We start from the raw sequence: 22611 nt of genomic DNA, 5'->3' as shown, positions 1-22611 counted from the left end.
TAAAACCTAAAATTTCCTACTTTTGATTCAAAGAACTCAATTCACTTCTCATGCAGGAAATGATTACCTTAAAAACATTCGATCAGGCAGTTGAATTAGCGCAGCCAAGACGTGTCTTAAAATACGTTTTGATCTTTTGTACTGCTGGATCAGCAACAATTTCTGTAGACGAAAAGGAATTTATCCTAACCGAAAACTCCGTCCTGACCATTACTTCGGGGCAAATTCATTATTTCAAAAACAGCCAAAATACAAAAGGATATATTTTAGAATTCACCTATAATTTCTTTTGCAAAGACGACACCGACATGGAATTGATTTTCCACAATGGTTTGTTTTGCCATTTTGCAATGAATGAAATGATTCGCGTTGACAACAGTCCCGTAATCATCAAAGAATTAGAAGAAATCGGAAAAGAATTAATCGAAACTCCGTATCAATACCTTATTTCGGTTCATAGTCGGATTGAATTAATTCTAATCGAAATCAACCGTACCAAAATCAATCGTGGCGACGAAATCTATAAACCCGACGCTTTGTTTCTTCACTTTTTAGAAACTGTTCTAAAAAACTTCGACAAGAATCTTTCAGTTACCGAAATCGCCACTTTAATCGGGACAACAGAATCTAAACTAAACGAACTCTCCAAACTTCACACCAATAAAACGGCTCAAAACGTCATTTTCGGATTAATCATTTCTGAGGCTAAACGACTTTTTAATTATGAGAAGTTGTCGGTCAAAGAAGTTGCTTACGCTTTGGGATTTAATGACCCTTTTTATTTCTCTAATTTCTTCAAGAAACACACTAAAATCTCTCCTAAATCTTATAAAGAAAAGGTACTAAATTAATAGTACATGCTTTTTCGGGAATTCTCTATTCTTTACAATCCAAGACTGTTACATCTTTGTATCAGAATCACAGCTAAACTATTTCGCTTAATTTTTTTAACACATAGAGACATAGGTTTTTATTTTCAAAGACATATAAAAGATAAAACATTATTTCACAGAGCTATGTTTTTTTAAACTAGTAAAACGCCTGATATCGATATAGCAAAACTATGTCTCTATGTGTTAGAGAAAATTAAGCTCACAGTTTAGTTACAAATCAAATCATTAAAAAAACACAACTAAACTAGCACGCTTTATTTGAAAGTTATTTTTAACACATAGAGACATAGATTTTTTATTTTCAAAGACATATAAAAGTTTCAATAGCTATGTTTCTTTAAACTAGTGAAACGCCTGCTATTGATATAGCAAAACTATGTCTCTATGTGTTAAAAAAATGTTTAGTTACAAACCAAATCATTATGAAAAAATATCAGGATCATGCCATTTTCCTATTACGAATGACATTGGCAGCAGGATTTTCTTCTGCCGTTTTAAGTCGGTTGGGATTATTAGGAAAATATTCCTCCGGCTGGGGAAAGTTTTTAGCTTACGCCGAAGAAGTAAATTCTTTTGCACCAAAAAGCGCTATTCCAACAATCGCCGTTACCGCAACAACAGTCGAAGCGCTTTTGGCAGTTCTATTATTACTTGGCTACAAAACAAGATTAGCCGCAACCGGAGCCTCAATTCTGACTTTCCTATTTGCACTCGCAATGACCTACTCTTTTGGAATTAAAGACCCATTGGATTACTCCGTATTTGTATTCTCTATGGCCGCTCTTCTATTGTCAACCGTAGAACACTACCGATGGAGTTTAGATGAAATTTTAAACAATAAAACAAACTAAAAAACAATAAAAATGGAAAAACAAATCACAAGAACCAGCGAACTCAATTGGAAACCTTTAATCGAAGAAGGTGTAAACACAGCAGGAATTTCGGCAAAAATTTTATGTTTTGACCCGATTGCCAACAGACCAACAGCTTTTCTATTAAAATTCGAATCCGGTTCTTCCTACCCCAATCACGTTCATCCTGCGGGAGAAGAAATCTTTGTTCTCGAAGGCGAAATTCGTTCCGGAAAAGACGAATTAAAAACAGGTGATTATTTGTACATGCCGCCGGGAAGTACACATTCTGTATTTACTAAAACGGGCTGTACTTTGTTGTTTAAGGTTCCGGAGGAGGTTGTGATATTGAGGTAAGAACCTTTTTAAGCCTTCAAAAAGATAAACTTTTTGAGGGTTTTTTCTGTTTACAAAAAAGCTAATTACAAAAAAATCTTACTTTACGGTTTCTCGTAACCAAATTGATAAAATAATTTTTACATTTAACAAACTGAAATAACCCCAAATAAAAGATTTTAAATGACATTTTTCGCTAGTTTATGTTCTCTAATTGCAGCAATTGCATTGTTCTTTTCTGTATTCTTCCTATTTCACAACTCAAAGAAAAATCAAACGCAGAAAAAAAGCAAAACGATAATTATATCTTTACTGTTATTGAGTATTTGTTCCTTTTTCTTAGCAATTACATTAGATTTTACAAATGACTTATTGACTGAACCTCTTACTACGACAATAGATTATTCTAAAGTAGGCCCTTACGGCGACTTAATTGGTGGAATTTTAAACCCCCTTATTGCTTTTATTGGAATAATAGCTGCCTCTCTTGCTTTTTATGCTCAATATCAAGCCAATCATCAAGTACAAGAACAATTTAAAATTCAACAATTTGAAAGCCAATTTTATGAAATGTTGCGATTGCATAAAGACAACGTAAATGAAGTTTCTATTTCCGAAAAAAAAGTTCTTTACCAATCTTTCAGAAACAGTCAAGCAACACTAGTTGATATTAATGGGAGAAAAGCTTTCGAATACCATGTTAAGGAAATAGAACTATATTATAATGCTGCAAAAACTATCTTCAAAAAAGAAAATAATGAGTATTGGTTAAAAAAGGCCTATCACTTATATTTTTTCGGAATAAATAATGGCGGAACGAATAATTTCTACAGACCTTCCAATAGAAGACCTCCTAAAAACCCAACAGTAGAGCAACTGTTTTACAATGAAATCGCAAAAGCAAATATTAAATTTAATACAGAGAAAATCGAAGGACATGCCACTTATTTAGCACACTTGTATAGGCATCTTTTTCAAATAGTAAAATTCGTTGCTAGTCAGCAAGAGAGTTTTATTTCTTACGAAGAAAAAAGAAAATATTTAAGAATCTTAAGAGCACAATTATCTAATCCGGAACAAGTAATGTTATTCTACAACTGGAAATCCGGTTTTGGTTTTAAATGGGAACAATCCGAAAAAGATAAAAAAGATAATTCAAAACAAAATAGATTTTTTACTGATTATAGGATGATTCATAATGTATATCAAGATATTCTTATTCAAGATTTTAATCTTACTGAAATTTTTGATTTAAAAGGCGATTTTAGAAAAGAGGAAGGGAAAGACCGTGATCCCTTATTTGAGTTTGAAGATTGGGATAATGATTAGTTATTTTTCAATAAAACTATTGTAATTAAGCAACAATTCTTCGCTGACGCGAGCGCAATGTCATTAAGTTAAGAAAAATTTTCACGCAGATTCTGCAGATTTTGCGGATTTTTTTTATTGCATCCTGCTAAAATCTGCAGAATCTGCGTGAGACTTTTTTTAAAGCAATCCTTAACTTAATGACATTGGGTGCGAGCGTCCCGCTCGTGAACTCGCTCATGTATTAAGTACTAGAAAAAAGCAAAAATAACTTAAATTTGATGACGTATAGCACGAGCGGGACGCTCGCTCCAGCAAACAACTAAAAAAAATGATAACGTATACCGCAGTACAAAATGACTTATAAAAAAGAATATCAAAATATATTTTTACTTTCTATCATATCGTCCTGTATAATGCTATTCAGCTTCCTTGTCTCTATAATTACAGGCCCACAAACTGCACACTATATTAATATCTACGCTTTCTTAATTACTATTGGCTCACTATTAATTTTAATTAAAAATAAACTGTTCAGTTTTATGACTATCGCAAGTATTATTTTCAACTTATCACTGGGTATATTCATAGCAAGTTTAAAATATGGATATACGGGATGGCATTACAGTAACTTATTTACCATAGTCATTCCCAAGTGAGAAAACTTTTGTAATGATAATGTAATAATTACAAAGAATAAAAAAACCTCCATCTTTTCAAGATCGAGGTTTAAAAATTTTAAAATCAAACAAAGTCTATTCCTTATCCAAATAAGGATTTAAAACTTCGGCCAATTCATTTAACCAATAAAAGTTATCTTCTAAATCGGTTGCCCCTTCTTCCTTTATAACTACTAAAGCGAGTATATAATTTACCTGTCTTAATACCTTAGCCATGTCTTTTCGGTCTATGGTATTGTTAAAAAAATCGATTAGCCTTGTTTCAGCTTTTTTTGAAAGTGTGTTGGTACTCATAATGTGAAGATTTAAGAATAATAGCCCTCATACGTTAGCAGTCTTACGCTTCTTCACGGCGTCAAAGTCCTTTCGGAGCTTTACTACATAGCACAAGGGCAAATTTAATTTTGTTCTTAATGTGAAGATTTAAGAACTATAAAAATAAGAAAATACTCTCATTTAAAGGTTTGCAATAATATATTAGAAACCTACAATTACATAATTCTAAAGTCACATTAACTTCAAATCTATCATTTCACCAACTTAATTAAATAACTCCAACACCATCCGTACTCAATGTTCTTTTAAAATCAGAGGGGGATTTTCCAGTGCTTTTCATGATAAACTTATTAAAATGACTGCTGTCTATAAACCCCAAATCGTTACTGATTTCTGAAAAAGTTAAATTGCTCTTTTTCAATTTTTCCGTAATAACATTCAGTTTCGTCTGTTCGATATAATCTCTTAAACTGATATTCAAATGCTTTTTAAAATATTCTCCAATGTAGTTTAAAGAAACATTAAAGTGATTCGCCATTTCCTTCTTTTTGAGCAAATGCGGATTTGCAATATGAACACGAATATAATTTAAAATCGTATCAATTTTTAAGATCTCCGTAACTTTATAATCGAGCGTATCGTAATTGTTGACTGCATTTCGTTTAATTAGCTGAATCAGGGTCATCATTAAACACTTAATAACACTTTCGTTTTGATTTTTCTGGTGGGCAACTTCATCGAGAATTTTTAAGATAATCGATTCACAAAAAACCTTGTCATCATCCAGAAAGATTAGATTTCCGTTGGTCTGATTGTGTAAAAAGAATAATTGTTCGATGTCTTCACTTTCACTTTTATCGGAGAAAAAACCCGGAAGAAATCGCAGACAATGAAACTTTGTTGGTTTTGCCGTTTTAAAAGAATGATAATCCTTTGGCGTCAGCAAATAAATATCGTCTTTTTTATACGAATGTTTATTCGAATTTAAAATGTGAATCCCTTCCCCATATTCAATAAACAGTATTTCGAAAAAATTATGTCGGTGCATTTCTTTCTTCCAAGTCAGTTCCTCTACCGAATAGATTTCAAAATCATTGTATATAAAAAAAGTGTTATTCATAATCCTCAATTTTTACAAATATAACCTATATTATTACATCTGTAAATTTCTTTGAATCTGTTTACTTTGTTATTCTATAAATTAAAACAAAAACAAAATGAACTCAGCTACAATAAAAATTGGAATTTTAGGAATTGGTGGTATTGGCGGTTTTATAGGTGCTCCGCTGGCGAAAAAATACCAAAATACCAATGTGCAGATTATTTTTATTTGCAGAGGAGAAACCAAAAACAACATTCAAAACAAGGGTCTGATTTTCGAATCAAAAGATAAAACAGAAACGGTACATCCCTACTTGGCATCCGACAATCCAAGCGAAATAGGAACATTAGACGTGATACTTCTGAGCTGCAAATCGTATTCTATAAACGAAATGTTATCGACTTACAAAGACTGTATTACGACCGATACTCAAATAATTACTTTGCAAAATGTAGTCAACGCTGCAGAGATAATTGGAAGCATCTTACCTGATTCAAAACCAATTATTGAAGGTTGCATTTATGTGGCATCCAATGTAAAAAAACCGGGGCACATACAACATATTGGAGGCCCTGGTAAAATTTTCATCGGAGGCAGCGAAAATTCTAAATGGATAACCGATATACTATTAAACGGAAATCTGGATATCACACAGGTTGATACCATAAAAGAGATTTTGTGGAAAAAGTATCTTTTCGTGGCTCCCGTTGCTGCTATTACTTCAGCTTATAAAGTGTCTTTCGGAGCACTACTGGAAAACAAAGAATTAATGCATATCCTCGAAAATATGATGGTCGAGATTCAATCCCTTGCCGGCAAAAACAATATCGTTCTTACTCATGAAGATATTGAAACGGCTAAAAATTTATTAGACAAGTTCCCTTATCAGTCCAAATCATCATTTCAGCTTGATTTTGAGAATAATAACAAAACCGAGAAAGCCTTTTTGGTTGACTATGTTATTGATGAATGTTTTAAAAATGGTATTCAAACACCGTTTTATGGTGCTGTCAATGATAAGATAAAGAGTTTATACGGGGCGTAATTTGCTCATGCTCTTTATGTGAATTAACTGCAAGGCTTGCGTATAATTTTATAACATTACGACTCCATTTTAATTTAGTACCTATGTTTTTGCACGCAGATTTAGCAGATTAGGCTGATCTATTTACCATATATAAAAAAATCTGCGCAATCTGCTGAATCTGCGTGCAAGAAAAAATATTTTCGAGTCTTGTCTTTAATTTTTTAATCGTAAAGACAAGACTCACAAAGATTTATTATAGCATTACGACTCCATTTTAATTTAATATCTATTTTTTTGCACGCAGATTTAGCAGATTAGGCTGATCTATTTACCTCATATAAAAAAATCTGCGCAATCTGCTAAATCTGCGTGCAAGAAAAAATATTTGCGAGTCTTGTCTTTAAATACACAAACTATATCTAATAATAATCTATAACTCAACAGACAAAAGTTCTTTACCTAAAGTATGTAAAGCATTTTCAATTTTTAAACGTTGCTCCTCTCTTGGATTTCTGTGACCAGAAGCATAATGTTGTATTTGTTTTTGATTTATACCCGTTATACGTTCAAGTGCAGAATTTGTAAATATTCCTTTGTAATAACTTAATAAACTAACGATATCAAACTTATAAACCAATTCATATTCTTTTTCAAGAAACTCTAATTTATTATCAGCATTAAGTTCTTTAAGCGTTTCAATACAATCTAATACATCTTGTTTGCATTCGTGAACGGTATCTCCACCACCCACAATTGCTTTCTCATTTTCGGCATATCCCCAAAAGCCATCCTCGTTTCTTTCGATAATAATTTTCATCTCATCCATTTCCTTCTATTAATTAGTTACGCAATATTACAAATACAAAATCATAAAAGAAAGAAAAATCTTTCTTTTATGATTTTCAATCTGACCTCAAAAGAAGCGATACCTTATTCATTCATCTTATTAAATTAAACTTTCACAATCGTGCCCTTTCGACAAAGGAGGCTCCAATGAAAGCGAATAGACGCAAATCACACAAGAAGCTCACGTACAGTTTGTCATCCTGAGGAACGAAGGATCTCCGTTCGCTGAATCGATTGTGGTGAACTTTACTTTAAGGAGCTACTTCTGAAGATACTTCGTTCCTCAATATGACAAGATTGCGGAAAATTGAAACGGAGCAACCTGTGTGATTTCTCCTTCGTCGAAATGACATTAAGGCTTGTAAAATCAGTCTTTTACAAGGTATTTATAGTGCTATAAGAAAAAACAATCGCAGAAAATTATTTTCTTTTAAAAAATCGCCATACATTTGCCTAACAGTGTTAAGTAATTTAATACTCAATCAAAATGGCAAGTAAAGATCGAATTTTAAGACAAAAAGAAGAAACAAGAAGTAACATTCTTGAAGCTGCTTATGACATCGTTAAAGATGAAGGATGGCAAGGTCTTAGTATGCGAAAAATTGCCGACAAAATTGAATACACTGCTCCGATTATCTATGAATATTTCTCTAACAAAGATGCCATATTACGTGAACTAACGGGTAAAGGCTTTATAAAGTTAGGAAAAGAACTGGAAGTAGCTAAAGCACAATTTGAAAAGCCGGAAGACCAATTAGAAGCCATGTGGATGGCGTATTGGGATTTTGCTTTTACCGATACCGAAATGTATCAAGTGATGTTTGGTGTACAAATGAACTGTTGCTCGGAGCAATGTGATGCTGCTAAAACACCTTATCGATTATTTACTGATGTAATTGCTAAGGTTATGAAAAACAGTAACCCAACTCAGGAAGTTATTACACAAAAATATTATACTTTCTTTTCTGTCATTCACGGTTTGATTGCGATCAATATCATAACTAAAAGTGACGTAATGGAAACAATCAACAATCAGATTCTCAAAGACGCGATTGGTGGTATCATAAAATCAATACAATAAAAAAAATTTAATCGTTACTTAACAGTGATAAATGATTTAATAGAGTAATTTAGACTTTTTTTTCTATTTCACTTAACACTGATAAATAATTTAATAAAGTAATATAGAACCCTTTTTTACTATTTTACTTAACGGTGATAAATAATTTAATACCAATTATGAAATAGATTTGGAAGGCATAATTATATGGAATTTTGCGCCAATTCACTTAACAACGTTAGAAAATTTAATACCATTAAAAATGAACTCAAATACAACTATAAATAAATATTTTAAAAACGAGAATGTCCAACAAATTAAAACCAATATTAAAATGAAAAATGTAATTATAACCAGTTTTATCCTGGCACTAGTATTAACCAGTTGTGCAGATAAATCACAAGGACCAGCTGCTGCACCGGCACCACTATTACCGGTTTTGGCCATAACAAGCGAAAACACTACCACAGATGCTGAATATCCGGCTTCTATACAAGGAACTGTTGATGTTGAAATCCGTCCACAGGTTAGTGGAAATTTAGACCGTGTTTTGGTAGATGAAGGCGCTTATGTTTCTAAAGGGCAGTCTTTATTCAAAATAAACGAACGTCCGTTTCGTGAGCAATTAAACAATGCATTGGCAAATCTTCACGCTGCTGAAGCGGCTTTAATCAATGCGCAGTTAGAAGTCGATAAATTAACTCCTTTGGTACAAAACAAAGTTGTTTCTGATTATCAGTTAAAAACCGCTAAAGCTTCTCAAAAAATTGCTTCAGCCAATATCGAACAAGCAAAAGCAATGGTTGAATCTGCCAAAATTAATTTAGGCTATACCAACGTTACTGCTCCAGTAAGTGGTTATATCGGAAGATTACCTAAAAAACAAGGAAGTTTAGTTTCGGCAACCGATGTAGAGGCTTTGACAACACTTTCAGATGTGCATGAAGTTTTTGTTTACTTCTCTTTGGGTGAAACTGATTTCATCAACTTTAAAGCACAATATGCAGGAAACAGCATTGGAGACAAAATAAAAAAATTACCTCCGGTTTCTTTAATATTAGCAGACAACAACGCTTATCCCCAATCGGGAAAAATTGATATGGTTGACGGTCAGTTTGATAAAACTACAGGTGCCATTACGTTAAGAGCCACTTTTCCAAATGCCAACGGAACTTTACGTTCGGGAAATACAGGAAGAATTCGTTTAGGTCTTCAACATGACGATGCTATTCTGGTTCCTCAATCAGCGACAATCGAAATGCAGGATAAAGTCTTTGTTTTTACTGTGAACAAAGAAAACAAAGTAACCAAAATGCCTATTACTGTTATCGGTAAAAGTGGTACTAATTATCTAATCAAAGACGGTGTAAAATCCGGTGACCAAATTGTATTGAGTGGTATTGACAAACTACAGGAAGGTCAGGCCATTCAGCCTGAGAAATCAAATACAACAAAAGTTGCCCAAATAATTAACAAAAAATAATTTTTACGAAAATGTTCAAAATATTTATACAAAGACCCGTACTGGCAACCGTCATCTCCATACTGTTGGTGATTTTGGGAGTGCTCGGACTTACAAAATTGCCTTTACAACAGTTTCCTGATATTGCACCGCCATCAGTTTTGGTAACGGCAGTTTATCCGGGAGCCAATGCAGAAACGGTTCTGCGTTCTGTTGCTCCTTCCCTGGAAGAATCTATAAATGGTGTTGAGAATATGACTTATATGAGCTCAACTGCCAGTAATGATGGTACTTTGGCTATTACCGTGTTCTTTAAACTGGGTACAGATGCCGATCAGGCAGCGGTTAACGTTCAGAACAGAGTGGCTCAGGCGACAAGTCAGTTGCCTGCAGAAGTGGTTCAGCAAGGTGTAATCACCGCAAAACAACAGAACAGTTTTATCATGGCAATCGGTATGTACACCGATGATGAATCTAAATATGATCAGACCTTTGTTGCCAATTATGCACAAATCAATATTATTCCCGAAATCAAACGTATTCCGGGTGTAGGTTCTGCGAGTATTTTTGGAGGTGTAAAAGATTACTCGATGCGTGTTTGGTTAAATCCAACGCAAATGTCAACTTATAATGTGACGCCAAATGAAGTTATGGCAGCCATTCAAGACAAAAGTTTGGAAGCTGCTCCGGGTAAATTTGGAGAGAGAAGTAAAGAAGTTTTCGAATATGTAATTAAATACAAAGGAAAACTGACCAAACCGGAAGATTATCAAAATATTGCTATTCGTTCTAATGCTGACGGTTCAGTCCTTCGCTTGAAAGATGTGGCTAGAGTTGAACTTGGTGCATATTCGTACAACAGTTTGACCCGTTTAAACGGTAAAAAAGGAGTTGTAATTGGTATCATTCAGTTGGCCGGATCAAACTCCAACGATATTCAGGTGGCGATTAACGAATTGATGGTTAAAGCTTCTAAAGATTTCCCAACAGGAATAAAACACAATATTTTCTACAGTACAAAAGTATCTCTGGATCAATCTATTGCTCAGGTGGAACATACTTTAATTGAAGCTTTTATATTAGTATTTATTGTGGTATTTATTTTCCTTCAGGATTTTAGATCGACTTTAATTCCGGCCATTGCTGTTCCCGTGGCAATCTTAGGAACGTTCTTCTTCATGCAGTTGTTCGGATTCTCGATTAACCTTTTGACGCTTTTTGCTTTAATCTTAGCCATTGGTATTGTCGTCGATGATGCGATTGTGGTCGTCGAAGCCGTGCACGCCAAAATGGAACACAAACAACTGTCTCCAAAAGTAGCAACGCATGAAGCCATGCACGAAATTACGGGTGCTATTATCTCGATTACGCTGGTAATGGCTGCTGTATTCCTGCCGGTTGGTTTTATGGAAGGTTCAACAGGTGTTTTCTACCGTCAGTTTGCTTTCACTATGGCTATTGCTATTGTAATTTCGGCAGTAAACGCCTTGACTTTAAGTCCTGCTCTTGCTGCTTTATTCCTAAAAGATAATCATGGTGTACATGATGATGCAACTCCTTATGTGAAACAAGGATTTAAAGAAAAATTCTTTGCCGGATTTAATAACAGTTTCAACGCTTTGACCAACCGTTATGTTGGTGGATTAAAATTCTTAATTCGCAACAAATGGGTTAGCTTAGGAGGTTTGGTTCTAATTACATTCGCAACGATTGTAATGGTAAAAACGACGCCATCAGGGTTTATTCCAACAGAAGATCAAGGATTTATTGCTATTGCGGTTAATACGCCTTCGGGGACTTCTTTAGACGGAACTCAAAAAGTAATGACTCAAGCCGAAAATACGCTGAGAGGTATGGATCCTTTCCGTTTTGTAACCGCTATTTCAGGTTTCAACTTACTGACCAATTCTACAAGTCCGTCTTCTGCCGTTATTTTTGTATTGCTTAAACCAAATGAAGAACGTGGCAAAATCAAAAATATCGATGAAGTCATGAATGAGGTTCGTGGCAAACTAGGTTCGATATCAGGAGGAAGTTTCTTCGTATTCAGTTTTCCAACTGTACCGGGGTTTAGTAATGTTGAAGCATTAGATTTAGTATTACAGGATAAAACCGGAGGTAAATTGGATAAGTTTAGTGGAATCTCTCAAACATTCATTGGAGAATTAATGAAACGTCCCGAGATTGCTGTGGCCTTTACCAGTTTCAAAGCCGATTATCCACAATTACAATTGGATATTAATGATGAAAAAGCCGATCAGTTGGGTGTAAAAGTCAAAGACATACTACAAACCATGCAAGCCTATTTTGGTAGTGCACAGGCCTCTGACTTTAACCGATTTGGTAAATACTACCGAGTGGTAGTTCAGGCAGATATTGACGACAGAGCAGACCCGTCAGCTATTGACCGAGTATTTGTGAAAAACAAAAATGGCGAAATGGTTCCGATAAATACCTTGGTAAAACTAAGCCGTATTTATGGTTCAGAAACCGCTTCGAGATATAATTTGTTTAATTCCATTTCGATCAATGCGATTCCAAAACCGGGATTTAGTTCGGGAGACGCGATTAAAGCGATTGAAGAAGTTGCGGCTCAACAATTACCTGCAGGTTACAGTTATGAATTTTCGGGACAAACCCGTGAAGAAATTTCTTCCGGAGGACAATCGGCAACTATTTTCTTATTGTGTTTGATATTCATCTATTTCTTACTTGCTGCACAATATGAAAGTTACATTTTGCCTTTGGCCGTAATCTTATCAATCCCTGCAGGTATATTTGGCGTATTCGTAGCCATTGGTTTAACCGGAATTGAAAACAATATTTATGTACAAGTTGCTTTAGTAATGCTTATCGGATTACTTGCCAAAAATGCCATTCTTATTGTAGAGTTTGCGGTACAAAAAAGAAAATCAGGTCAGGCATTGGTCAAAGCCTCGATAGATGCTGCCAAATTACGTTTGCGTCCGATTATCATGACGTCACTGGCTTTCGTAGTAGGATTAATTCCGATGATGAGCGCCACAGGACCATCGGCACAAGGGAATCATTCGATTAGTATTGGTGCCGCAGGTGGAATGATTTCGGGAGTAATTCTCGGGTTACTTATCATCCCGGTTTTATTCATCGTATTCCAACATTTACAAGAAAAAGTTTCGGGAAAACCCGTAGCTGTAATTCATAACGACGAAAAATAAAAATGGAAAACTATATAACGACAATTCTAATGACGGTTATCGTCTTCGTTGCTTATCTCTCCTATAAAGTGTCCAAAGATCTTGACACCAGAGAAGATAAATGTCCTGAAATTTAATTACGATAAAGTAAAAATGAAAAAGTATATAACCAAAATCGTGCTGGTCGCCATTCTGATCACCACTATAATATCCTGTAAAGTTTCGAAGGATATTGAAACTCCAAAAGATGCCTTTCCTGAGAATTTCAGGAATGCATCGGTTTCAAAAGATACGACAAGTATTGCCGATTTGGAGTGGAAAAATTTCTTTACCGAACAAGATATCATTCAATTAATTGACAGTGCTGTAACCCGAAATAATGATTTACAAATCGCTGCCAAAAACATTGAAATCGCACAATACAGATTTACACAATCTAAATGGAATAACGTTCCTCAGGTCAATGCTTTTGCAAATGCAAGCATCAATCGTCCTTCTGAAAACAGTTTCAACGGGATGAATTTGAATCAAGCATTAGGAAAACAACATGTTGAAGATTATTCGGTAGGTGTTTCGCTGGCTTGGGAGGCTGATATTTGGGGAAAGATCAAAAACCAGAAAAAAGGTGCTTTTGCTAGTTATCTGCAATCTGAAGAAGTAAAAAAAGCATTGCAGACCACTATTGTAGCCAATGTTTCAAAAGGATATTACAATCTTTTGATGTTGGATGCCCAATTGGAAATCGCTAAACAAAATGTGAAATTAAATGACAGTACCACCAAAATCATCAAACTAAAATACGATGCTGGACAAGTTACTTCATTAGCCATTCAACAATCGGAAGCACAAAAATTAAGTGCGGCACAATTGGTTCCTTTATTAGAACAAAACATTGCCATTCAGGAAAATGCTTTGAGTGTTTTGACAGGTTCGTTTCCAAATGCGAAAAAAAGAAATCTTCTTTTGACTTCCATTGAGGTTAAGAATAATGCTGCTATTGGAGTTCCTTCTTCTTTAGTAAGCAGAAGACCGGATGTAAAAAGTGCCGAATTGGCCTTAAAAGTCGCAAATGCAAATGTCGGAATCACAAAAGCAGATTTATATCCTGCCTTAAGAATCACGGCTCAGGGTGGATTAAATTCATTCGAAACCAGCAGTTGGTTTAACATTCCGGCTTCTTTATTCGGAACGGCTCTTGGTGGTTTGACACAACCATTATTGAACAATAAAAAAGTAAAAACAGAATATAATATTGCCAAAGTTCAAAGAGAAAAAGCAGTTCTGAATTTCAGACAAACCGTTCTGGTAGCGGTAAGCGAAGTGGCGGATGCTATGGTAAAAATAGAAAAACTGCAACAACAGGAAACGTTTCTTCAGGAACGCGTAAAGACCTTGTTACAGGCTATCAAAAATTCGAATTTGTTATTTAAAAATGGAATGGCAGAATATCTGGAAGTTTTAACCGCTCAATCCAATTTATTGCAAAGCGAGTTAGAATTAGCAAACCTAAAAAGAGAACAATTATCTGCCAATACCGAGTTATATCGCGCATTGGGCGGAGGTTGGAGATAATACCCGTTTTTTAATTATTTATTTGAGTGACGCTGTGAGACTTCGGTTTTGCAGCGTTTTTTTTATTGGGTTATTTGCTGGGTTTTTCGCCACGAATTGCACGAATTAGCACGAATTTTTTAAGTTATTATCATTTGGTGTGTCAGTCTGAGCGAAGTCGGAGGGCTTTTGTGGTAAAAAGGGTCTTCGACTTCGCTCAGACTGACAATTGTGAGTGACATGTGTAATCTTATTTCTGAATCTTGAATTGCCTCAAAACCTTAATAATTATCATTTGGTGTCACCCTGAGCGAAGTCGAAGGCTTTTGTGGTAAAAAGGTCTTCGACTTCGCTCAGACTGACAATTGTGAGTGACATGTGTAATCTTATTTCTGTATTTTTGAATAGTCTAAAAAACCTCAGCAAAAAATGATCTTCGATAAAGAGAAATACCTCAACGATTTAAAACTAAACTTTCAAAGTTATGCTCCTATTTCTGAGGAATCCTGGGAATTACTTGAAAACCTAGTTGAATTTCAATCTGTAAAAAAAGGGGATATACTGCTGCATATCGGTCAGGTTGCTAAAGAACTTTACTTTATTTGCAAAGGCGCTTTACGAGCTTTCATTACCGATACGGCAGGAAATAGCTATAACAAGAATATTTTTCTTGATGGTTATTTTGCAGGTTCCAAAGCCTCATCCATACAACAGACAGCATCTGATTTTTCTATAGAGGCTTTAGAAGATTCTATTTTGATCTGTATCAATTATAAAAAATACAGAGAATTGATTTTCAGCAAGGAAGATCTAAAAAACTTCTACATTGCTTATCTGGAGAAAAATTGGGTGATCGAAAAAGAAAAAAGAGAAATTTCAATAGTGATGGACAATGCAACAGAAAGGTACCTGCAATTGCTTCATAAACATCCTGACATTTCGCAAAGAATTCCGCTACTGCATATCGCATCGCATTTGGGGATTACACCAACTCAATTAAGTCGTATCAGAAAAAATCTGGAAAAAGAGCTCTGAATCAACATATGTAAAGACTTTCGACAAATTCTAAACTTAACTTTGTAGTACAATCCCATTAATTACAACAGCAATGAAAAATAGCAATCTAATCGAAAAAAATATTGATAATCTTACCGGTTTATGGAAAACCGTTGGAGCTTCTTCCCTATCCTATCATAAAAACGAAAACTTAGAATATTCTAAAATTGAAAATTCCGATTGGCCCAATAAGTTGTGGCTTCGTGAAGATATTTCAGAAAATAATGCCCAGAAAGCCATTGAAACAATAAAAGCCAATTCGGATTTAGTTATTCCGTATTTTGATATCTACAACAGTAATTCGAATAAAATTCTGGAAGCCAAAGGTCTGGTTGTAAAATCCGAACAAGTGGCAATGGCTTTAAAATTAGATCAAAAATTCACACTGGAAAACAAACTGAATTATAAACGAATTACATCAGAGGAAGAGGCCGGAATCTGGGCAACTCTTTATCCAAGTGCTTTTGGATATGTGATTGGTAAAAAAATCCTCGTTCAGAATCATACGAAAGTACATTTTTATTTAGTTTCTCTCGATAAACAAGCCATTGGTACGCTGATGCTTTATCAAACCGAAAATTTCGCAGGTATTCACGGTGTGGGCGTCATCCCCGAGATGAGACGCAAAGGTTTTGCCGAAGAAATCATGAAATTTGCTCTTAATCTTTCGATAGATTTAAAAGCGGAATATGCTTTGCTGCAAGCCTCCGCCATGGGGAAAGATATCTATACCAGATTGGGGTTTGTGGACTTATTCGTGATCAAAAATTACATCTTGGGGTAAATTCCAAATTTTTTAAAATTCCAAATTCCAAACTTTTGGTCACTGGTTTCTTTGTTGTGTTTAGGGTGCTTGTTGTTCTTAGAAAATCCACATAAATTTCCATGAAAAATTTCGCACAAAGACGCTAAGTCGCAAAGTTTTTATACTCCTTAAAATTCTAAACTTTTTTGGGAGCTGCAAATCTTTTTTTCTATGTGGATTTTAATAAAAAGTTTGTTTTTGTTTTGTCAACCAAGTAAAAGCAATCCAAATAAATCAGCTAAATCTGCCAAATCTGCGTGAAAATTTCGCACAAAGACGCAAAGCCACAAAGTTTTTATACATCTCAAATTGACTAAATCCAACTGAGACCGAAAACTGAGACTGAAAACTGAGACTGAAAACTGAGACTGAGAACTGAGAACGAGACTAAAAACCAAAGGCAAACACAATTGTCCCAAATGACCCTAAAATAGTCATAAATACGTATTTAATAAAAAGAATAAGATTAGTAGATTTGTAACTCGTTAACCAATAACCATTTAAACAAATTTTTATGAAATCAACCAAAATTATTTTCTGGACTACTACTATCCTTATTTTTTTATTTGAAGGCGTTATGCCGGCATTAACTTCACAAAGTGAACTTGCAAAAGAAGGCATCAGACATTTGGGCTATCCTGAATACTTCGGAAATGCTTTAGTTGTTTTTAAAATTCTGGGCGTTTTGGCCTTAATCATCCCGCAGGTTCCGGCACGCATTAAAGAATGGGCCTATGCTGGTTTTGGTTTTGATTTTACATTTGCTTCTATCAGCCATTTTGCCGTTGACGGAATAGGTTTTCAGGCGTTTTTCCCGCTGATCGTTTTTGCGGTTCTAATCCTTTCTTATGTTTCGTATCATAAACTAGAGCGATTTAAAAGAATTGCACTATAAATCATTTTTTATGATTGAAGTTTTTAAAACAAATGTTCAGGAAGAAGACCAATCGACACTTATTATTGGAAAACTTCTTGAGCATTTTCCAAACAGCCTAATCAGCTTTGATTTGGAAGACTGCGATAAAATTCTGCGTATTCACAGTTCCTCCATTTCAAATAAAAAAATTATAGCAATTTTGAATTCACACGGGTATTGGTGTGAAGCCTTGTTGTAAATCAAAAAACGAAAAAAATAGTTTTAATTTTAATTTAAAGCATTAAAAATGAAAACAGCACTTCAAGAAAATATCGTTAACACCTTTAAAAAACTGAATGATTCGCTTTCTTCTTTTTCAGAAAGTGAATTGAATACGGTTCCTTTTGAAGGTAGCTGGACTGCAGCGCAAGTCATTAGACATCTTATTACAGGTTGTTCCGGTTATCCCGAAATGTTTGCCGGAAAAACGGAAAAAACAATCCGAAAACCGGATGAAAAAATAAAAGATATAGAAGCTCTTTTCTATGACTTTGACATCAGAATGGAAGCTCCTGAGTTCCTAATTCCCTCCAATAAAGAATATAATAAAAATTCCTTAACTTTAGCTCTGTTAAAAATAGAGGAAGAATTATTAACCGTTTCAGAAACGCATGATTTAACTTTAACTTATCTTGATTTTGAACTTCCGGGCTTCGGTAAATTCACTTTTTATGAATGGATTAATTTTGCTCTCATTCATATCACAAGACATCTTAGACAGTTAGACAGCATTTCTAAAATAGTACAAAAACAGTAAAACGACCGCTATTTTATTTTCAATTTAAAGCAACTTTAAAATATGAATTCAAAAATCGGAACTGTTTTTTTGTCAGGATTAATTGCCGGAACATTAGATATCCTTGCTGCAATTGTTATTTACGCTCTTATTTTACAAAAAACTACCCCACTAAAGATTCTACAATCCATTGCCAGTGGTGTTTTCAAAAAAGAAGCTTATACCGGTGGTCCTGAAATGGCATGGTATGGACTCGGTTTTCATTTCTTAATTGCGTTACTTTTTGCTTGGTTTTACTTTATCCTTTATCCCTACCTCCCACTCTTAAAAAAGAGCACTTTAGTTGCCGGCATTTTATACGGTATTTTAGTTTGGATTGTAATGAATCTGGTTGTTTTACCAATCGTCTTCCCGGTTCTACCTGCAAAAAGCCTGGACTTCCCGACCCTGTTGTCCGTCTTAATTCTGATATTCTGTATCGGACTTCCAATTGCCTGTATCACGAGGAAGTATTATGATCGGTAGTTTTCGGTCTTAGTCACAATTTGGCATTTCACAAAAAACATTTCACAATACACAAGAAGCGTCGCAAGTACTTACTACTGCGACGCTTCTTTTTTATACGATTAATAAATTATTGCTACACTTTTGTTCTTCCTGATATTAATGAAATAACAAATAACACTAAAAATATAAAGAATAAAACTTTTGCAATACTAGCTGCTCCGGCGGCAATTCCGCCAAAACCAAATATTCCCGCAATGATGGCAAGAATAATAAAAATGACTGTCCAACGTAACATAGGATTTGTTTTTAATTTATAAATTGAACTATAAGCTCTTAATTTCTTATTCAAATTTCTTACTAAAAAACAATGGCTCTTAACGCAATCCGTTTTTTTATTAGCGCAATCAAATACAAAACCCAATAAATTTCAGAAAGAAAGCAGAAGTATCAGAATTTCACTTGATGCGTTATAAAATTCCAATGAAAATGTTTTTGAGTTAATTTTTTAGTGGATTGGATTACTCCTACCATTTTGTTCGTTCTAATTTTAGATAAAATAAATTTAGAAAATATGGAGTTAGCTACAAAACATGGTGTGGTTTTAGAAAAAACGGAGCGCCCTTTTGAAGAACTGGGTGTTTTAAATCCTGCCATTTATCAGGACGGAAATACAGTTCATATGTTTTACAGAGCCGCCAAGAAAGGCAATTTTTCAACGGTGGGGTATTGTCGCTTTGAAGGGCCTACCACTTTAGTAGAGCGAAATTCAGAGCCACTCTTTTCTCCTGAATATATTTATGAAATTCATGGTGTTGAAGATCCCCGAATCTCTAAAATTGATGATTTGTATTATCTTACTTATGTGACTTATGACGGGATAAATGCCTGTGGTGCTTTGGCCGTTTCTAAAGATTTAAAAAGCTTTAAGAAGAAAGGCATTATCACGCCACGATTTATACTGAATGAATTTACAAATCTTATCCGCAAGCATTTACAAAATCCCAGTGTGGCCAAAATACTTGCTTTTAATGTAGAAAGAAACTACCCATTAACAGAAACCATCAAGGACAATTTATATGTATGGGATAAAAACGTAGTATTATTTCCGAAAAAGATTAAAGGAAAATTTGTTGCATTACACCGTTTATTTCCATCCATTCAAATTTTCAGTTTTGAGGATAAAAAAGAACTGACTGAGGATTTCTGGAAACTATATATGAAAGATCTCCCGGATCATATCGTTATGGAGCCCCAATTTGATCACGAAACAAGTCATATTGGTCCCGGTGCTCCACCTATAGAAACACCTGACGGCTGGTTATTAATTTACCATGCCGCAGAACGCAGAGAAAAAGGATTGGTTTATCATGCCTGTGCCGCATTATTGGATCTGAATAATCCGAAGGTGGTGCTGTCAAGATTAAAAGTTCCGCTAATAACTCCATCGGAATATTACGAAAGACATGGGTATGTAAACTATGTTATTTTCCCGACCGGAACGGCTCTTTTTGATGAGCGGCTTTATATTTATTATGGTGCCGCCGATGATAAAATCGCAGTGGCCTCTGTGAACCTGAATGATTTGTTAAACGAACTAAAAAAGAATCCCTATGAAAGCACTATCGACTAAATCAAAAATAGTTTTTCTATCAACTTTTCCACCAACACAATGTGGAATAGCTACTTATACGCAGGATACAATCAAAGGAATTGCCGATGTTTATGGTAAATCAATACTTTGTGAAATTTGTGAATTGGTTGATAAACCAAAAATAAAACCAACTCAGGCATTTACTTTAAATACAAAAAACAGAAAAGAATACACGACCGTAGCTGAAGAAATGAATACTGACAAAAGCATTAAGCTGGTGCACATTCAACATGAATTTGGTTTATTCGGAGGGAATTATGGCGATCATTTGCTGGACTTTTTAAATGTTATCAAAAAACCGGTGACTTTTACTTTTCACAGCGTGATTCCAAATCCAAACGATGAATTGAGGACTTTTGTAAAATTACTTTTGAGGTATAGTCATTCGGTTTTTGTAATGACCAATCAGTCACAAGAAATCCTGGTTACTGATTATGGCATTTCAAAAGAACTCATTACTTGCGTCCCACACGGAACACATGTGGTCGTGTATGAAACTCCTTTTAGCGCAAAGAAAAAATTCGACATTCAGGACCGACTGGTTTTATCCACTTTTGGACTTTTGGGTGAAGGAAAAAATATCGAAACGGGTCTAAAGGCATTGCCTAAAATCATCAAAAATACACCAAATGTACTCTACCTCATTATCGGGAAAACGCACCCAAACAACATCATCAATGGCGTTGATGCTTATAGAAACCGACTGGAGCAAATGGTTGATGATTTACAACTGCGCGACAATGTCCGATTTGTAAACGAATACCTCGATACTCCTCATCTTTTAGAGTATTTAAAAGCCACTGACATTTATATGTTTACTTCCAAAGATCCTAATCAGGCGGTTAGCGGTACGTTTTCTTATGCGATGAGTTGTGCTTGTCCGCTGGTTGCATCAAAAATTCCGCATACTTTGGAGGTACTGACTTCTGATTCGGGTATTTTAGTTGATATCGGAGATGCGGATCAGTTTGCCGAAGCCGCAATTCAATTGCTTTCCGACGAAAAACGAAGAGAAGAAATGGGAATTAATGCCTTCCGGAAAACACGAGCTTCCTCTTGGGAAAACGTAGCCATAACACATATGAATACCTATAAAAAACTTATGGATAAAACCTATGAAATCAAATACAGCTATCCTGCAATAGAACTGGCACACATCAAAAAAATGACTACCGAGTTGGGAATTATTCAATTCAGTAAAATTTCTGTTCCTGATCCTTCCTCCGGTTATACTTTAGACGATAATGCACGCGCATTGATTGCGTTTTGTATGCACTATAAATTAACCGAAGACAAAGACGATTTGCCTTATATCTTAATTTACCTCGATTTTATAGAACGTTGCCAAAAACCCAAAGGCAACTTTATGAATTATATTGACGAAAACAACCGAGAACATCTTGAGCAAAATGCAGCTGCAAATCTCGAAGATTCAAATGCACGCGCAATCTGGGCACTGGGGACTGTTGTTTCTCATTCGGCAATTTTACCGGACTCCATTTCCAAAAAAGCATCCAAATGTTTGCTAAATGCTTTAAAATGGTCCGAAAATATTCAGTCACCGCGTTCGATTGGTTTTGCAACAAAAGGATTGTATTTATACCATAGCACGATTCCCAATTTATATGTAGCGGCAATCATCAATAAATTAAATGCAAAATTGCTTTCTAACTATGAAATTCATGCGTCTAAAAACTGGAAATGGTATGAAAATTATCTGACCTATGCCAACGGAATCCTTCCGGAATCCATGTTATATGCCTATCTGGTAACCAACAAACCAATCTATAAAAAAGTAGCATTGGAATCTCTTGATTTTCTGACTTCAAAAATGTTTCTGGATGACAACTTCCGTGTAATTTCAAACAAGGGCTGGTATCAGAAAAATACAGAACCGCATCCATACGGAGAACAACCGATTGATGTGTCCTATACCATTCAGACTTTAAATGCTTTTTACAATGCCACTAAATCCCCGGAATACAAACAACAAATGAAAACAGCCTTCAACTGGTTTTTGGGTAAAAATCATTTAAATCAAATTATGTACAACCCCGTTAGCGGAGGCGGCTACGATGGTTTAGAAAGAGAAAATGTCAATCTGAATCAAGGGGCTGAATCAACAATCTGTTATTTGACCGCAAGATTAATAATGGAAAACCTAAAGGCCACGGACAGTAAAGTAATTCCTTTACTAAAATCCAGAACCACTATGGCCATCCACTCCTAAATATATTTAACTACACTTTTAACTAAAGTAATTCTACAACCCATTATTGCTCTTAAAATCCCTTTTCTCAAAGGGATTTTTTGTTTTATACTCTTCAGGGCAACGTTACTTCGTTTGATTTTACCTCCCGATGTAAATTATA

General features: G+C 34.9%; 21 protein-coding genes. 17 read left to right on the top strand and 4 right to left on the bottom strand.

Annotated features, from left to right (window positions below):
* The first annotated feature begins 50 nt into the window (after positions 1–50).
* The 4 genes from AB674_RS12905 (at position 51) to AB674_RS12890 (ending at position 3409) form a co-directional block, all read left to right on the top strand.
* Positions 51–851: a helix-turn-helix domain-containing protein gene (locus AB674_RS12905; RefSeq protein WP_117610327.1), complete on the top strand. Its 801-nt coding sequence runs from the start codon at positions 51–53 to the stop codon at positions 849–851.
* 464 nt (positions 852–1315) lie between these two features.
* Positions 1316–1744: a DoxX family membrane protein gene (locus tag AB674_RS12900; protein ID WP_047777206.1), complete on the top strand. Its 429-nt coding sequence runs from the start codon at positions 1316–1318 to the stop codon at positions 1742–1744.
* A gap of 12 nt (positions 1745–1756) precedes the next feature.
* Positions 1757–2101 (top strand): cupin domain-containing protein, encoded by a 345-nt coding sequence (locus AB674_RS12895; protein WP_047777205.1) that lies wholly within the window; start codon positions 1757–1759, stop codon positions 2099–2101.
* Between the two features lie 162 nt (positions 2102–2263).
* Positions 2264–3409: a putative phage abortive infection protein gene (locus tag AB674_RS12890; protein WP_047777203.1), complete on the top strand. Its 1146-nt coding sequence runs from the start codon at positions 2264–2266 to the stop codon at positions 3407–3409.
* Between the two features lie 734 nt (positions 3410–4143).
* Here the strand turns inward: AB674_RS12890 and AB674_RS12885 are convergent.
* Together AB674_RS12885 and AB674_RS12880 are read right to left on the bottom strand one after the other, a co-directional pair.
* On the bottom strand, positions 4144–4362 hold the full coding sequence (locus AB674_RS12885; RefSeq protein ID WP_047777200.1) for a hypothetical protein: 219 nt from the start codon (positions 4360–4362) through the stop codon (positions 4144–4146).
* 250 nt (positions 4363–4612) lie between these two features.
* Positions 4613–5464 carry an AraC family transcriptional regulator gene (locus AB674_RS12880; protein ID WP_047777199.1) on the bottom strand — a complete coding sequence of 284 codons (852 nt, stop codon included), beginning with the start codon at positions 5462–5464 and terminating at the stop codon, positions 4613–4615.
* 97 nt (positions 5465–5561) lie between these two features.
* Here AB674_RS12880 and AB674_RS12875 point away from each other — a divergent pair, with 97 nt between their 5' ends.
* On the top strand, positions 5562–6491 hold the full coding sequence (locus AB674_RS12875; RefSeq protein WP_047777196.1) for a ketopantoate reductase family protein: 930 nt from the start codon (positions 5562–5564) through the stop codon (positions 6489–6491).
* 412 nt (positions 6492–6903) lie between these two features.
* On the opposite strand, the gene AB674_RS12870 is transcribed toward AB674_RS12875, so the two are convergent.
* On the bottom strand, positions 6904–7299 hold the full coding sequence (locus AB674_RS12870; RefSeq protein WP_047777195.1) for a hypothetical protein: 396 nt from the start codon (positions 7297–7299) through the stop codon (positions 6904–6906).
* A 507-nt stretch (positions 7300–7806) separates the two neighbouring features.
* Between AB674_RS12870 and AB674_RS12865 the strand changes: the two genes are divergently transcribed.
* The 10 genes from AB674_RS12865 to AB674_RS12820 all read left to right on the top strand — a co-directional run bounded on the left by AB674_RS12865 (position 7807) and on the right by AB674_RS12820 (position 18606).
* On the top strand, positions 7807–8400 hold the full coding sequence (locus AB674_RS12865; RefSeq protein WP_047777193.1) for a TetR/AcrR family transcriptional regulator: 594 nt from the start codon (positions 7807–7809) through the stop codon (positions 8398–8400).
* Positions 8401–8713: 313 nt separating this feature from the next.
* Positions 8714–9862 carry an efflux RND transporter periplasmic adaptor subunit gene (locus AB674_RS12860; RefSeq protein WP_240478089.1) on the top strand — a complete coding sequence of 383 codons (1149 nt, stop codon included), beginning with the start codon at positions 8714–8716 and terminating at the stop codon, positions 9860–9862.
* 11 nt (positions 9863–9873) lie between these two features.
* Positions 9874–13038, top strand: coding sequence for an efflux RND transporter permease subunit (locus AB674_RS12855; RefSeq protein ID WP_047777189.1), 3165 nt, complete (start codon positions 9874–9876; stop codon positions 13036–13038).
* A 132-nt stretch (positions 13039–13170) separates the two neighbouring features.
* A complete protein-coding gene (locus AB674_RS12850) occupies positions 13171–14589 on the top strand; it encodes a TolC family protein (protein ID WP_047777187.1) in 1419 nt (472 codons plus the stop codon).
* Positions 14590–14997: 408 nt separating this feature from the next.
* Positions 14998–15603 carry a Crp/Fnr family transcriptional regulator gene (locus tag AB674_RS12845; protein ID WP_047777185.1) on the top strand — a complete coding sequence of 202 codons (606 nt, stop codon included), beginning with the start codon at positions 14998–15000 and terminating at the stop codon, positions 15601–15603.
* A 73-nt stretch (positions 15604–15676) separates the two neighbouring features.
* Complete coding sequence (locus tag AB674_RS12840) at positions 15677–16408, top strand: GNAT family N-acetyltransferase (RefSeq protein WP_047777183.1); 732 nt, start codon at positions 15677–15679, stop codon at positions 16406–16408.
* 535 nt (positions 16409–16943) lie between these two features.
* A complete protein-coding gene (locus tag AB674_RS12835) occupies positions 16944–17324 on the top strand; it encodes a DoxX family protein (RefSeq protein ID WP_047777181.1) in 381 nt (126 codons plus the stop codon).
* A 10-nt stretch (positions 17325–17334) separates the two neighbouring features.
* Positions 17335–17544: a hypothetical protein gene (locus tag AB674_RS12830; RefSeq protein WP_047777179.1), complete on the top strand. Its 210-nt coding sequence runs from the start codon at positions 17335–17337 to the stop codon at positions 17542–17544.
* Positions 17545–17592: 48 nt separating this feature from the next.
* Positions 17593–18102: a DinB family protein gene (locus AB674_RS12825; RefSeq protein WP_047777174.1), complete on the top strand. Its 510-nt coding sequence runs from the start codon at positions 17593–17595 to the stop codon at positions 18100–18102.
* 42 nt (positions 18103–18144) lie between these two features.
* Entirely contained in the window at positions 18145–18606 is a 462-nt protein-coding gene (locus tag AB674_RS12820; RefSeq protein WP_047777172.1) for a DUF1440 domain-containing protein, read from the top strand.
* Between the two features lie 115 nt (positions 18607–18721).
* On the opposite strand, the gene AB674_RS22150 is transcribed toward AB674_RS12820, so the two are convergent.
* Positions 18722–18883 (bottom strand): DUF1328 family protein, encoded by a 162-nt coding sequence (locus AB674_RS22150; protein ID WP_047777346.1) that lies wholly within the window; start codon positions 18881–18883, stop codon positions 18722–18724.
* Between the two features lie 276 nt (positions 18884–19159).
* Between AB674_RS22150 and AB674_RS12810 the strand changes: the two genes are divergently transcribed.
* Positions 19160–20218 carry a pesticidal protein Cry7Aa gene (locus tag AB674_RS12810; RefSeq protein ID WP_047777344.1) on the top strand — a complete coding sequence of 353 codons (1059 nt, stop codon included), beginning with the start codon at positions 19160–19162 and terminating at the stop codon, positions 20216–20218.
* Positions 20199–22469: a glycosyltransferase gene (locus tag AB674_RS12805; protein WP_047777170.1), complete on the top strand. Its 2271-nt coding sequence runs from the start codon at positions 20199–20201 to the stop codon at positions 22467–22469. The genes AB674_RS12810 and AB674_RS12805 overlap by 20 nt, the downstream gene beginning before the upstream one ends.
* The last annotated feature ends 142 nt before the right edge of the window (positions 22470–22611 follow it).

Source organism: Flavobacterium sp. ABG (assembly GCF_001027725.1).
Lineage (GTDB): Bacteria > Bacteroidota > Bacteroidia > Flavobacteriales > Flavobacteriaceae > Flavobacterium > Flavobacterium cupriresistens.
The sequence above is the reverse complement of the archived record's forward strand: the minus strand, read 5'-3'. Positions and strand labels throughout refer to the sequence as shown.

Coding starts and splice junctions, on each gene's coding strand:
- AB674_RS12905 (WP_117610327.1), top strand. CDS start 51: ATGCAGGAAATGATTACCTTAAAAACATTCGATCAGGCAGTTGAATTA.
- AB674_RS12900 (WP_047777206.1), top strand. CDS start 1,316: ATGAAAAAATATCAGGATCATGCCATTTTCCTATTACGAATGACATTG.
- AB674_RS12895 (WP_047777205.1), top strand. CDS start 1,757: ATGGAAAAACAAATCACAAGAACCAGCGAACTCAATTGGAAACCTTTA.
- AB674_RS12890 (WP_047777203.1), top strand. CDS start 2,264: ATGACATTTTTCGCTAGTTTATGTTCTCTAATTGCAGCAATTGCATTG.
- AB674_RS12885 (WP_047777200.1), bottom strand. CDS start 4,362: ATGAGTACCAACACACTTTCAAAAAAAGCTGAAACAAGGCTAATCGAT.
- AB674_RS12880 (WP_047777199.1), bottom strand. CDS start 5,464: ATGAATAACACTTTTTTTATATACAATGATTTTGAAATCTATTCGGTA.
- AB674_RS12875 (WP_047777196.1), top strand. CDS start 5,562: ATGAACTCAGCTACAATAAAAATTGGAATTTTAGGAATTGGTGGTATT.
- AB674_RS12870 (WP_047777195.1), bottom strand. CDS start 7,299: ATGGATGAGATGAAAATTATTATCGAAAGAAACGAGGATGGCTTTTGG.
- AB674_RS12865 (WP_047777193.1), top strand. CDS start 7,807: ATGGCAAGTAAAGATCGAATTTTAAGACAAAAAGAAGAAACAAGAAGT.
- AB674_RS12860 (WP_240478089.1), top strand. CDS start 8,714: ATGAAAAATGTAATTATAACCAGTTTTATCCTGGCACTAGTATTAACC.
- AB674_RS12855 (WP_047777189.1), top strand. CDS start 9,874: ATGTTCAAAATATTTATACAAAGACCCGTACTGGCAACCGTCATCTCC.
- AB674_RS12850 (WP_047777187.1), top strand. CDS start 13,171: ATGAAAAAGTATATAACCAAAATCGTGCTGGTCGCCATTCTGATCACC.
- AB674_RS12845 (WP_047777185.1), top strand. CDS start 14,998: ATGATCTTCGATAAAGAGAAATACCTCAACGATTTAAAACTAAACTTT.
- AB674_RS12840 (WP_047777183.1), top strand. CDS start 15,677: ATGAAAAATAGCAATCTAATCGAAAAAAATATTGATAATCTTACCGGT.
- AB674_RS12835 (WP_047777181.1), top strand. CDS start 16,944: ATGAAATCAACCAAAATTATTTTCTGGACTACTACTATCCTTATTTTT.
- AB674_RS12830 (WP_047777179.1), top strand. CDS start 17,335: ATGATTGAAGTTTTTAAAACAAATGTTCAGGAAGAAGACCAATCGACA.
- AB674_RS12825 (WP_047777174.1), top strand. CDS start 17,593: ATGAAAACAGCACTTCAAGAAAATATCGTTAACACCTTTAAAAAACTG.
- AB674_RS12820 (WP_047777172.1), top strand. CDS start 18,145: ATGAATTCAAAAATCGGAACTGTTTTTTTGTCAGGATTAATTGCCGGA.
- AB674_RS22150 (WP_047777346.1), bottom strand. CDS start 18,883: ATGTTACGTTGGACAGTCATTTTTATTATTCTTGCCATCATTGCGGGA.
- AB674_RS12810 (WP_047777344.1), top strand. CDS start 19,160: ATGGAGTTAGCTACAAAACATGGTGTGGTTTTAGAAAAAACGGAGCGC.
- AB674_RS12805 (WP_047777170.1), top strand. CDS start 20,199: ATGAAAGCACTATCGACTAAATCAAAAATAGTTTTTCTATCAACTTTT.